Genomic DNA, 11,833 nt, shown 5'->3' with positions numbered 1-11,833 from the left:
TGATCGGGATCAAACGGGCAAGCCTCGCCGTCGACCCGGGGGGTGCGACATGCGGCGGCGCGCGTCGGCCGAGGGGTGTCGCACCCCCCGGCAGACATCAAGGCCGCCGTTGACGGCCGGCAAAGGTGGTTGGCCGCGTCGGGCCTAGGGTCAGGTGTCATCAAAGGAGGCCCACATGCCTGCCACTGCATCCCACACGACCCCCACCCGCAGCCGGTCGCTCGGCGCCTTGGTCACCACCCTGCTGGCCGGCGCGGCCATCTTCAGCTTCGCACCGGCCGCCCAGGCCCAGGAACTGTCGAGCATCAACGTCAGCCGGGCGCCCACCAGCGAGGCGATCAGCCTTCGCGGCAAGGATGTCGTCGTCGTGCGGCACGAGGTCCGCCAGGCCGCGGGCCGCGTCTGCCGTAACGCCTTCCTCAACCACGAGCTGGAGGTCTTCTACATCGACTGGTGCAGCACCGCCTCGGCCGACAAGGCCATGACGCGCTACCGCGCGATCGTGAAGCAGAACCGTCTGGCCGGCGGCGACCTCGCCCAACTCTCCACGAGGATCGTGCTCTCGGCGCGATGATCCTCGGCGGAGGCTCGGTCGATCGGCGGACGTTGCGCGCGCCGAACGACCGGGCTTGAGCCGGGGAGCCTTCGGCCTCTCCGGAGGCTGCACGATCCCGCCGGCCCCAGGCGGCGGCCGGACACCTCAGCGCACATCGCGGAGATTTGAAACGAAATGTGGGCGGAACAGTATCGGCCGCGACCGCGCAGGGCCCCGACCCCGAAGCCGAGACGCGCCGTCAAGGCGATCCGGCGGTCCACCAAGGGCGACGCCACGCGGCGGCGCATCCTGGACGCGGCCATGCTGATCGTCGCCGATGAGGGCTACCACGCGGCGACGCACCAGAGGATCGCGGAGGCCGCCGGCCTGGTTCGCACTGCGATCAACTATCACTTCCTGGACCCGGACTCGCTGGCCGACGCCCTCGTCGATCACCTCTACCGGTTGAAGGCCGAGAGGATGCTGGCGGTGATCGGCGCGTCCTCCCTCGACGACCCCTCCGCCTCGGCCATCGAGGCCTATTGGGCGCTTCTCCAGGAGGCGCCCTTCGTCGCCATCGCCGAGCTCGAGTGCTGCGCGCGCACGGATGCGGCGCTTCGCGCCCGGCTCGCCTCGGCCAAGGGGCGCCGGGCGCCGTCGAGCGGCGAGGATCCCGGACTTCATGGCCTCAGCCTCTGCCTGCTGGAGGGCATGGCCCGGGGCGGAATCCAGCATGACGGGGCCCGGCGCCTGCTGGACCTCCTGAAACGCGGCGCCCTGGCCGTTGAGGCGGTCTGACGGCCGCGACCTAGAGCTGTTCCCGTTTCGAATGTATCGAAACGGGGCTCTAGATTCCTTACTTGGTCGCTCTTCCTGATCGCCTGACTTGATCCAAGTCAGGCGGGAAACGCTCTAGGCCTCGAGGATTTCAGCGGCCAGCGCCTCCACGTCCTGGCTGGCGTCCAGCACGCGCCATGCGGGGCTCAGATGTTGCGGCTCCACCTGGGTGGCGGCGATCTCGGGGGTGGCGTCGGAGGCGTCGCCCTGACGGGCGGCGACCCGGGAGACCCGCACCTCCATCGGCGCCTGGAGCCACAGGCCGATGAAGGGCAAGCCGCCGCCGGCGGCTTCGATCTCGGCGCGGGGACCGTCCTCGCGGAACGTGGCGTCGGCGATCACGCAGGCGCCCGCCGCCAGGGCTTCGCGGGCGTGCCGCGTCTGCACCTTGTAGACTGTCTCGCGGCCCACCCGCCGATAGGCCTCGTCGGACAATCGCGCGGTGGGCTCGACCCCGGCCAGGGCCTTGCGCAGAAGGTCGGTCCGCAGGAGGCGCGCGCCGCAGGGGCCGGGCAGGCGTGGGGCCAGGGCGCGAGCCAGGGTGGACTTACCGGTCCCCGACAGCCCGCCGATCGCCAGCAACCGCGGGGGCGATGGCCGCAGCAGGGTTTCCCCGAGCTCCCGGTAACGCGCGGCCTGGGCGAGGTCGCCGGACTCCACCGCCACGGCCATGCGCACCGCGGCCCGCAGGGCCATGAACAGGGGCAGCACGGCGAGCGCCGCCTCGGGCTGGCCCGAGGCGTCCCAGTAGCGGTTCATGGCGAGGTTCGCGAGGGCGTCCAGGCCGCGGGCCCGCAGGTCCATGAACAGGAAGGCCGCGTCATAGATGAGGTCGGCCGTGGCCAGGGCGGGATCGAATTCCAGGGCGTCGAAGGGGGTCACCCGCCCCTGGAACAGGCAGATGTTGCGCAGATGCAGGTCGCCGTGGCCCCGGCGCACCCATCCGTCCCGCCGGCGCGCCTCGATCAGGGGCGAGAGGCGGGCGAGTTCCTGCTCCAGGGCGGCGAACAGCCTCGCCGAGCCTGGCTGGAGGCCGAGGGCGGCCGCGCCCTCGGCCTCCGTCCGGCGCAGGCCCTCGATGATCTTTCGGTAGTCGGCGACGTGGCCCGTATCGGGGTGCGAGGGCAGGCCGGCGTGGAAGGCGGCGACGGCCCCGACCGCCTCGTCGACCAGCTCCGGCGTCAGGCGTCCGGCCCGGGCGATCTCGTCGAGCAGGGCGCCGTCGGGAAACCGCCGCATGGACACCACCCAGTCGATCGCCTCGCCGTCGCCGCCGACCCGGATCGCGCCGTCCGCCGCGCGGACCACCGGCAGAACCGCTTCGTAGAGATCGGGGGCCAAGGCCTTGTTGACGGCCAGCTCGGCCTCGCAGGACAGGCGGCGGGCCTCCGTCGTGGACATGTCGGCGAAGGGATGGCGGCGGTTCTGCTTGAGCTTGTAGACGCGTGTCTCACCCAGGAAGAGGTGGGACATGTGGGTGTCGATGCGCTTGAGCGGTTCCTCGCCGGTGGCCGCGCCGCTCTCCAGGGCGCGGACGATCACCTGTTGGTCGATGTCCTTGGGCATGGCGACGGCGCTCCGGTGGACTGCGAGGATCACGCGCGGTCCAACGCCGAACCTTGATCATGGTCAAGGCGGTCCGTCATGGTGGCGCCCATTCTATTTCTATGGGACCTCTCTTCACCGACCGCGCCGAAGCCGGTCGCTGGCTCGCCGAAAAGCTGGCGGCGCGCCCGTTGGGCGATGCGATCGTCTACGCCCTGCCGCGTGGCGGGACTCCGGTCGCCTTCGAGATCGCCCAGGCGCTGAACGCCCCCCTGGACCTGGCCCTGGTGCGCAAGATCGGCGCCCCGGGCCAGCCGGAATTGGCGGTGGCCGCGGTGGTGGACGGCGACGATCCCAAGATGGTGGTGAACGAAGACGTGATGCGCGTCACCGGCGCCACCCCAAAATACCTGGCCTGTGAAAAGGCCCGGGAACTGATCGAGATCGAGCGCCGCCGTCGGCTCTATTTCGGCAAGCGGGTCAGGCCCGACCCCAAGGGCAAGACAGCGATCGTCGTCGACGACGGCCTGGCCACCGGGGCCACGGCGCGGGCGGCGATCCAGGGTCTGCGGGCCCAGGGCGCCACGCGGGTGATCCTGGCGGTGCCCGTGGCGCCGCGCGATACGGCCGCGGCGATGCGCGAGGAGGTCGATGAGCTGGTCTGCCTGTCCGAACCCGCGCAGTTCTGGGGCGTCGGACGCTTCTACGCCGACTTCCACCAGTTGGATGACCAGGAGGTGCTGGACCTGCTGGCCCGCGCCGCCTCATTCGGCGGGACAGGCTCAGTCTGATGAGTTTGGAGCGTGGCGGCCGCCTGAACCGGTGTTCAGGTCAGCCTGCTAGGCTCTAGGGTTCGGCCCAGACCTCCGCGCCCAGGCGCTCGGAGAACCAGTCGAGGGCCAGTTCGATCACCTCTTCCAGCGTTCCAGGCTCCTCGAACAGGTGGGTCGCGCCTGGTACGATCTCCAGCCTCGACGGCCCGCCAAGGCGCCGCTGTGCGGCCTGGTTCCAGGCGATCACCGGCTCGTCGCGCCCGCCCACGATCAGCAGGGTCGGTGCGGTCACCTGATCGAGCGCGGCGTCGGCGAGGTCCGGACGACCGCCGCGGGAGACGACGGCGGCCACGGCCTGGGGCCTGGACGCGGCGGCCGTGAGGGCCGCGGCCGCTCCCGTGCTGGCGCCGAACAGGCCGATGGGTAGGGCCGCCAGGGCGGGTTCGGAGCGGGCCCAGTCGATGGCCTGGGTCAGACGTTCGGCCAGCAGGTCGATGTCGAAGACATTGGCGCGGTTGCGCGCCTCGTCCTCGGTCAGCAGATCCAGAAGCAGGGTCGCCAAGCCCGCCTCGTTGAGCGCCCGGGCGACCTCCTGGTTGCGGGGGCTGAAACGGCTGGAGCCGCTGCCATGGGCGAAGATGACCAAGCCCTTCGCGTCGTCCGGCGCGCGCAAGTCGCCGGCCAGCCGCAGGGGTGGGATCAGGACCGGGACGGAAGCTCGGATCGCGGCCATGGTCGACCTCGCAAGGTTCGCCGCCGACGCGGCGGCGCCTGAGACGTTAGTCGCCAGCGGCCGGCGGGCCTTGACCAGGGTCAAGGTGGATTGCGCAGACTACGCTGACATGGAAGCGGCGCTCGATCTGGAGCCATGCCGATGACCATATCCGCCGACTCCCACGTCGATGACCTCGTGGCGCTCCTGCGCCAGCGCTCCGACCCCTTGCCCGACATCGACGACGCGGCCTTCGCCGCCGCCTTCGACCGCTTTGGCGACGCCAAGGTGGTGTTGCTGGGGGAGGGGACGCACGGCACCTGCGACTTCTACCGGGCGCGGGCGGCGATCACCCGGCGGCTCATCGAGCGGCACGGCTTCCGGATCGTGGCGGTGGAGGCCGACTGGCCCGATGTCGCCGAGCTCGACCGGTTCGCCCGCAACCGCGGCGTCTGGGGCCAGAAGGGGAGCTTCCCTAACTTCCCGCGCTGGATGTGGCGCAACGTCGAGTTCGCCGCCTTCGTCCGCGACCTGCGGGCCTGGAACCTGGAACGAGACGCCGAGGATCGGGCCGAGCTGCGGGGGCTGGACGTCTACAGCCTGACGGAATCCCGCGCCGAGGTCCTGGCCTATCTGGATCGCGTGGACCCGGCCGCGGCCGAGGTGGCGCGCCGGCGCTACGGCTGCCTGACCCCCTATCTCGATGAGCCGCAGCGCTATGGCGCGGCGGCGCGGTTCGGTACGGCCGACTGCGAGGACGAGGTAGTGTCCCAGCTCGTCGCCCTGATCGAGCGCCGGAAGATCTATGCCGGGTTCGACGGCGGCGACTATCTCGACGTCGAGCAGAACGCCCGGGTGGTGAAGGCGGCCGAGGCCTATTATCGGGCCATGTATCGCGGCTCGGTGGAGAGCTGGAACCTGCGCGACAGCCACATGTTCGACACCCTCTCGCGGCTGCTGCAGGCGCGGGGATCCGACGCGCGGGCCATCGTCTGGGCCCACAATTCTCACATCGGAAACGCCTCGGCGACGGCCATGGGCGCGGGCGGAGAATACAATATCGGCCAGCTCTGCCGCGAGGCCTTCGGCGCCGGCTGCGTCTCCATCGGCTTCGGGACCGATCGCGGCCGCGTCGTGGCCGCCGACGACTGGGGCGGGGCGCCGCGGGTCAAGGAGGTCCTGCCCTCACGGCGCGACAGTTGGGAGCAGCTGTTCCTGCGCGCCGGGCTGCGGCGCTCTCTGACCGACTGGCGGTCGGATCCAGAGCTGGCGGCGGCCCTGAGCCTGACCCGCCTGGAACGCGCGATCGGCGTGATCTACCGGCCGGAGACCGAACGGCGCAGCCACTATTTCGAGGCCCAGCTCTCTCGGCAGTTCGACGCCTTCGTCTGGTTCGAGGAGACCGAGGCGGTGACCCCGCTGCCCGGCGCGCCGCCGGAAGGGGCGCCGGACATCTATCCCTTCGGCCTCTGAACGCCTTGCGTCCCTTGAGCCCTGTCAAGGACGGGGGCGTGCGGACGGCCCAGGATGCCCCATGCAAATGGGGAGACCTTCGATGGCCGAGGCTGAGATCGCGCGCCGCAACGGTGGTCCGCGGCTGCTCGGAATCCAGATCCGGGTGCAGCCGAGCTGGCTGATCATCGCCTTGCTGCTGGCCTGGTCCCTGGCGGCCGGATCCTTCCCGCAGATCTATGAGGGTCTGCCCACCGCCTCCTACTGGACCATGGCGGTGGTGGTGGTGGTCGGCCTGGCGGTGTCGCTGGTCCTGCACGAAATGGCCCACAGTCTGGTGGGACGGGCCTTCGGGCTCTCGGTGGACCGCATCACGCTCTTCATGTTCGGCGGGGTCGCGGAGCTGCGCCAGGAGCCGACCGCGCCGCGGGCCGAGCTGCTGATGGCGCTGGCGGGCCCGGCGCTCAGCCTGGTCCTGGCCCTGGTGTTCGGCGCCCTGGCGACGGCCGCCAAGGACACCGGGCCCGAGATCGTGGGGTCGCTCAGCTATCTGGCCACCCTCAACCTGGTCCTGGCGGTGTTCAACCTGGTCCCCGCCTTCCCCATGGACGGGGGCCGGGTATTGCGCGCCCTGCTTTGGATGGCCATGCGGGACGCCGACCGGGCGACGCGGATCGCGGCCCGGGTGGGGGAGGGCATGGCCCTGCTGCTGATCCTGGCCGGGGTCGGCCTGGCCCTGACCGGCCAGGTGGCCGGCGGCATCTGGTGGGCCCTGATCGGCATGTTCCTGCGGACGGCGGCTAAGGCCTCGGCCTTCGACCTGCACGCCCGGCGGCTCCTGAAGGGCTATCCGGTGGGCGACCTGATGGACGACACCCTGGAAATCCTCTCGGGCGACATGACGGTGGACGACTATGTGGCGCGGCGCCTCTATGCCGGACAGCACGGAATGTATCCGGTCGCGAAGGGCGGGGCGACGATCGGCGTGGTGGAGGCGGAGAACATCTTGAAGACGCCGCGCGATCGCTGGTCGAAGGCGACCCTGTCGGAGGTCTGCACGCCGCTGGACTGCGTCTCCACCGCCCGGTCCATCGACGACGCCCACGCCGTGCTGGACCGCATGACCCTGGAAAGCCGCAGCCGGCTGCTGGTGCTCGATCACGACCGGGTGGTGGGAGTCATCACCCTGCGCGACCTGCTGGAACGGCTGGAATTGGCCGCGCAGTTCGAACGCGGCGCGGGCCGGCGGAGCGAAAGCTAGTTCATGTCGGGGGATGGGCGACGATCGGGCCTGGACGAGGCCGAGGCCGCCCGTCGGCTGCTCCAATTCGGGCCCAACGAGCTCTATCGGGCCAAGGGCCGCGGACTCCTCACCATCCTGCTGGGCGCCCTGCGCGAGCCGATGTTCCTGCTGCTGCTGGGCGCCTCGGTTCTCTACCTGGTGCTGGGGGATCTGGGGGAGGGGCTGTTCCTCACCGGCGGCGCCTGCATCGCCATCGGCCTGGTCATCTTCCAGGAGGCCCGCAGCGAGCGGGCCCTGGCGACGCTACGGGAGCTGGCCGAACCCGAGGCGCGGGTCATTCGCGGTGGGATCGAGCGCAAGATCCCGGCCCGCGACCTGGTTCCCGGCGACCTGGTTCTGGTGGGGGAGGGGGATCGGCTGGCGGCCGACGCCCTGCTGCTGCGGGGCGACATCCTGAGCGTCGATGAGTCCACCCTGACCGGGGAGTCCGTCCCGGTGGCCAAGTCGCCGGACGTCGCCGCCACGGCCGCCGAGCCCTATCCGGCGCCGGGGGGCGAGGGCGGGGTCTTCCTCTTCGCCGGGACCCTGATCGTTCGGGGCCACGGCGCGGCGGAGGTGGCGCGCACCGGCGCCCAGACCGCGCTTGGCCGCATCGGGGCGTCGCTGGCCGGCATCACCGACGAGCCGACACCCCTGCAGCGCACTGCGGGCCGGCTGGTGGGCCTGTTGGGCCTGGTGGCGCTCGCCTTCTGCGCCGTGCTGGTGGTGGTCTACGGGCTGATCCGCGGCGACTGGGTGGAGGGCGCCCTGGCGGGGATCACCGTCTCGATCGCCCTGATCCCGGAAGAATTCCCGATGGTGCTGGCGGTGTTCCTGGCCATGGGGGCCTGGCGGCTGGCGCGGCACAATGTGCTGGTGCGGCGCGCGGCCGTCATCGAGGCCCTGGGCGGGGCGACCCTGCTCTGCGTCGACAAGACCGGCACCCTGACCGAGAACCGCATGCGGCTGGCCCGGCTCTGGGTCGATGGGGCGGAACACAAGGTGGGCCGCGGATCGGTCCCGGCGACAGCCGCCCTGCTGGAGGCCGCGGCCCTCGCCTCGGCCCCCCGGTCGGCCGATCCCATGGACCGGGCCATCCTGGAGCTGCACTCACCCGCGATCGCCGCGCCTCACCAGGAGCCCGTGCGAACCTGGCCCCTGCGTCCGGAGCGGCTGGCGGTCATCCAGGTCTGGTCGGGCGATGGCGGCCAGGTGGCGGCGGCCAAGGGCGCCCCCGAGGCGATCTTCAAGCTCTGCCGGCTGCCGGCGGCCCAAGGCGCGGCCCTGCACAAGGTGCTGGACGACCTCGCCGCCGAGGGCCTTCGCGTCCTGGCCGCCGCCTCCTGCCGCTGCGAGGGCGATTTCCCGGAGACGCCCGAGGCGGCCGCCTGGGTCTTCGAGGGTCTGCTGGGCTTCCAGGATCCCCTGCGCGCCGACGTTCCCGCGGCGCTCGCGGAGGCGAGGGGCGCCGGCATCTCGGTGGCCATGATCACCGGCGACCATCCGGCCACGGCCCTGGAGATCGCCCGCCAGGCTGGAATCGACACCCGGGCCGGCGTGGTGACCGGCGCGGAGATCGCGGCCCTGAACCCTACCGACCTGGCGCGGCGGATCCGCGACGTCCGGGTCTTCGCCCGCATCGCGCCCGAACAGAAGCTGCAGCTGGTGGAGGCCTTCAAGGCCGACGGCGAGATCGTCGCCATGACCGGCGACGGGGTGAACGACGCCCCGGCCCTGGAGACCGCCCACATCGGGATCGCCATGGGCCGGCGCGGGACCGACGTGGCCCGGGAGGCCGCCGACCTGGTGCTGCTGGACGACAGCTTCGCCTCGATCATCGGCGGGGTGCGGCTGGGCCGGCGGATCTTCGCCAACCTGCGCAAGGCGCTGACCTATGTCACCGCCATCCATGTGCCGATCGCGGGCCTGGCCCTGCTGCCTATCCTGATGGGGCTGCCGCCCATGCTGTTCCCCATGCACGTGGTGCTGCTGGAGCTGGTGGTCGATCCGGTCTGCTCCATGGTCTTCGAGGCCGAGCCCAGCGAATCCGGCGCGATGCGGCGGCGGCCGCGCAAGGCGTCGGAGACCCTGTTCGGCCCGCGTGAGATCGGGCTGGCGGTGCTGCAGGGGTTGATCGTGCTGGCCGCCGTGCTGGGGGTCTATGCCTGGGCCCTGCAGGCGGCGACCGAGCCGCAGGCTCGCGCGGCGGCCTTCGCGGCCCTGATCCTGGCCAACCTGGTCCTGGCCCTGTCGGACTCGGCCTCGGCGGGGGTGCGGTTGTTCGACCGGCACCGGGTGGCGTTCTGGGCGATCACCGCCACGGCGGTGGCCGTGCTGGGGCTGGTGCTGTTCGTGCCGATGTTGGAGTCGATCTTCCAGATCTCGACGCCCTCGCCAGGCGTGCTCACCGTCGCCGTCCTGGCGGGCCTGGTCGCGGGCGGATGGTTCGGCCTGACGCGGCTCCTGCGGCGGCTGGCGCCGGGGGGCCGTTCGGCCCAGGGTCCGACCTAGGAGGATCCGATGTTCGCCATGTCGCTTGCCGCCGATCGCGCCGTCCTGGCGCCGGAGACGCGGCCCGATCCCGAGCCGGGGCCGGGCGAGATTCGCCTGCGGGTGAAGGCCTGCGGGGTGTGCCGCACCGACCTGCATGTGGTGGACGGCGAGCTGCCGCGGCGACGGACGCCGATCATCCCAGGCCATGAGGTGGTGGGCGTCGTCGACGCCCTCGGCCCAGGGGTCGAGGGCGTGGCGGTGGGCCAGAGGATGGGGGCGGCCTGGCTGGCGGAGACCTGCGGCGCCTGCCGCTACTGCCGCGAGGGCCAGGAAAACCTCTGCGACGCGCCGGGCTTCAACGGCTGGACCCGCGACGGCGGCTATGCCGACACCATGATCGCGCGCGCCGATTTCTGCTTCCCCATGCCCGAGGGCCTGTCGGACACCGAGGCCGCGCCGCTGCTCTGCGCCGGACTGATCGGCTTCCGGGCTTGGCGGATGGCCTGCCGGCCCCGGCCGGTGAAGACCCTCGGACTCTACGGCTTTGGCGCGGCGGCGCACCTGCTGGCGCAGTTGGCGGTGTTCGAGGGGCAGTCGGTCTACGCCTTCACCCGGACCGGCGATGCCGCGGCCCAGGCCCTGGCGCGGGACGTCGGCTGTGTCTGGGCGGGCGGCTCCGAGGCGCCGCCGCCCGAACCCCTCGACGCCGCCATCATCTTCGCCCCCATCGGCGCCCTGGTGCCGGCAGCGCTGGCCGCCGTGCGCAAGGGCGGGATCGTGGTCTGCGGCGGCATCCATATGAGCGACATTCCGAGCTTCCCTTACGCCCTGCTGTGGGAGGAGCGGCAGGTGGTCTCGGTGGCCAACCTCACCCGCCAGGACGGGCTGGACTACCTGCCCTGGGCGGTGCGCGCCGGCGTGCGGCCTCACGTGACCACCTATGGGCTCGATCAGGCCAACCAGGCCCTGGAGGATTTGAGGACCGGCGCCTTCACGGGCGCCGCCGTCCTGGTTCCGCGGGAGGAAGGCTCATGACTCCGGAAGACAGGGCGCGCCGCGAGCGCCTGGCGCCTGGGACGCCGGTGGGAATCGACGAGGCGATGATCCATCGCCTGGTCCACGCCTTCTACGCCAAGGTCCGCCGCGATTCCGTGCTGGGGCCGATCTTCGACGCCGCCATCGGCGATCGCTGGGACGAGCACCTGGCGCGGCTGTGCGACTTCTGGTCGTCGGTGATGCTGATGACCGGGCGGTTCAAGGGGACGCCGATGTCGGCCCACATGGCGCTGCCGGACATTCGCCGCGGTCACTTCGCCCGCTGGCTCCACCTCTTCCAGCAGACGGCCGAGGAGACCTGTCCGCCACAGGCCGCCGCCCTGTTTCGCGCCAAGTCCGAGATCATCGCCCAGAGCCTGCTGATGGGCGTGGAATCCCAACGCAGGGCCTGATCGCGTCAGGCCCTGCGCCGGAGACGGGATGGCTTCAGGCGGCGGTCTTGCGCCAGTTGGGGGTCAGCTCCACATGGGCCGGGCAGGGGGCCACCGCGCCGAGCGGCAGACCCACGAGGTCGTTGGCGAAGCCGTGATTGACGTCTCGGTGATGGGCCTCGTCGGCGCGGACCACCAGGACCACGTCGCGCAGGGTGGCGTCGGCCGGCAGGTCCCAGTAGCGGATGGCGATGGCCGGGGCCGGGACGTTGGGCGAGCGGCCCTCGTCGATCTCGGCGAGGTAGTGGGTGTAGCTGATCACCGCCTCCTCCTCGAAATAGCCCACCAGCCGGTGCGCGGTCTTCGGGGCGACGATGTAGAGGCCGAAGAAGAACAGGTAGAAGACCCACTGGGCGGCGATGACCATGAACCGCTCGAAGGTGGTGGGCTTGCAGACCTCGATGAAGGTCATCAGGTGCATGCGCTCGTTCTCGGCCTCGTCCATCAGGGTGCGGATCCAGCCGCGGTCGTCCTCCATCCGGCGCAGGCACTTCAGGTGGTTGAGAGTGGCGCCCACCATGCCCGGCACGGCGGCGACCGTCTCCAGGACCACGGCCCGGTGACCGTAGCGCTTGGCGAAGAAGGTGTCGGCGAACAGGCGCAGGAACTTGGTGACCCCCAGGGCGAAGCGGTCGGAGAGGCCGCTCGGCTGGTAGTGGACGCTGAGGTCGACCAGGGGCGCATTGGCGGTGGACATCGGAAACTCCATTTCGAACT

Annotated in this window: 11 protein-coding genes; 8 read left to right on the top strand and 3 right to left on the bottom strand. The window is 71.3% G+C overall.

The window, feature by feature from the left end; translation table 11 throughout:
- Positions 1-175: 175 nt before the first annotated feature.
- Together Q7T09_RS12145 and Q7T09_RS12140 are read left to right on the top strand one after the other, a co-directional pair.
- The gene (locus Q7T09_RS12145) at positions 176-574 is read left to right on the top strand and encodes a hypothetical protein (RefSeq protein ID WP_304699970.1); all 399 of its coding nucleotides are present in this window, start codon (positions 176-178) and stop codon (positions 572-574) included.
- Between the two features lie 156 nt (positions 575-730).
- Positions 731-1,333 (top strand): TetR/AcrR family transcriptional regulator, encoded by a 603-nt coding sequence (locus Q7T09_RS12140; RefSeq protein ID WP_304699968.1) that lies wholly within the window; start codon positions 731-733, stop codon positions 1,331-1,333.
- Between the two features lie 114 nt (positions 1,334-1,447).
- On the opposite strand, the gene Q7T09_RS12135 is transcribed toward Q7T09_RS12140, so the two are convergent.
- Positions 1,448-2,971, bottom strand: a complete 1,524-nt coding sequence (locus Q7T09_RS12135) for an AAA family ATPase (protein WP_304699966.1) — start codon at positions 2,969-2,971, stop codon at positions 1,448-1,450.
- Between the two features lie 68 nt (positions 2,972-3,039).
- On the opposite strand from Q7T09_RS12135, the gene Q7T09_RS12130 reads away from it, so the two are divergent.
- The gene (locus tag Q7T09_RS12130) at positions 3,040-3,708 is read left to right on the top strand and encodes a phosphoribosyltransferase (protein WP_304699964.1); all 669 of its coding nucleotides are present in this window, start codon (positions 3,040-3,042) and stop codon (positions 3,706-3,708) included.
- A 55-nt stretch (positions 3,709-3,763) separates the two neighbouring features.
- Here the strand turns inward: Q7T09_RS12130 and Q7T09_RS12125 are convergent, their stop codons facing one another.
- Complete coding sequence (locus Q7T09_RS12125) at positions 3,764-4,423, bottom strand: dienelactone hydrolase family protein (RefSeq protein WP_304699963.1); 660 nt, start codon at positions 4,421-4,423, stop codon at positions 3,764-3,766.
- A 141-nt stretch (positions 4,424-4,564) separates the two neighbouring features.
- On the opposite strand from Q7T09_RS12125, the gene Q7T09_RS12120 reads away from it, so the two are divergent.
- From Q7T09_RS12120 to Q7T09_RS12100, 5 genes are all read left to right on the top strand, one after another.
- Positions 4,565-5,875, top strand: coding sequence for an erythromycin esterase family protein (locus Q7T09_RS12120; protein ID WP_304699961.1), 1,311 nt, complete (start codon positions 4,565-4,567; stop codon positions 5,873-5,875).
- A gap of 82 nt (positions 5,876-5,957) precedes the next feature.
- Positions 5,958-7,115, top strand: a complete 1,158-nt coding sequence (locus Q7T09_RS12115) for a site-2 protease family protein (RefSeq protein WP_304699960.1) — start codon at positions 5,958-5,960, stop codon at positions 7,113-7,115.
- 3 nt (positions 7,116-7,118) lie between these two features.
- Positions 7,119-9,647, top strand: coding sequence for a cation-translocating P-type ATPase (locus Q7T09_RS12110; RefSeq protein ID WP_304699958.1), 2,529 nt, complete (start codon positions 7,119-7,121; stop codon positions 9,645-9,647).
- Between the two features lie 9 nt (positions 9,648-9,656).
- Positions 9,657-10,664 (top strand): zinc-dependent alcohol dehydrogenase family protein, encoded by a 1,008-nt coding sequence (locus Q7T09_RS12105; protein WP_304699957.1) that lies wholly within the window; start codon positions 9,657-9,659, stop codon positions 10,662-10,664.
- Entirely contained in the window at positions 10,661-11,077 is a 417-nt protein-coding gene (locus tag Q7T09_RS12100; RefSeq protein ID WP_304699956.1) for a group III truncated hemoglobin, read from the top strand. The genes Q7T09_RS12105 and Q7T09_RS12100 overlap by 4 nt, the downstream gene beginning before the upstream one ends.
- A gap of 34 nt (positions 11,078-11,111) precedes the next feature.
- Here the strand turns inward: Q7T09_RS12100 and Q7T09_RS12095 are convergent, their stop codons facing one another.
- Positions 11,112-11,813: an alternative oxidase gene (locus tag Q7T09_RS12095; protein WP_304699953.1), complete on the bottom strand. Its 702-nt coding sequence runs from the start codon at positions 11,811-11,813 to the stop codon at positions 11,112-11,114.
- Positions 11,814-11,833 lie beyond the last annotated feature (20 nt).

Origin of the sequence: Phenylobacterium sp., assembly GCF_030645195.1 — a bacterium.
GTDB lineage: Bacteria > Pseudomonadota > Alphaproteobacteria > Caulobacterales > Caulobacteraceae > Phenylobacterium.
Note: the sequence above shows the minus strand (reverse complement) of the source record. Positions and strands in the feature narration are given on the sequence as shown.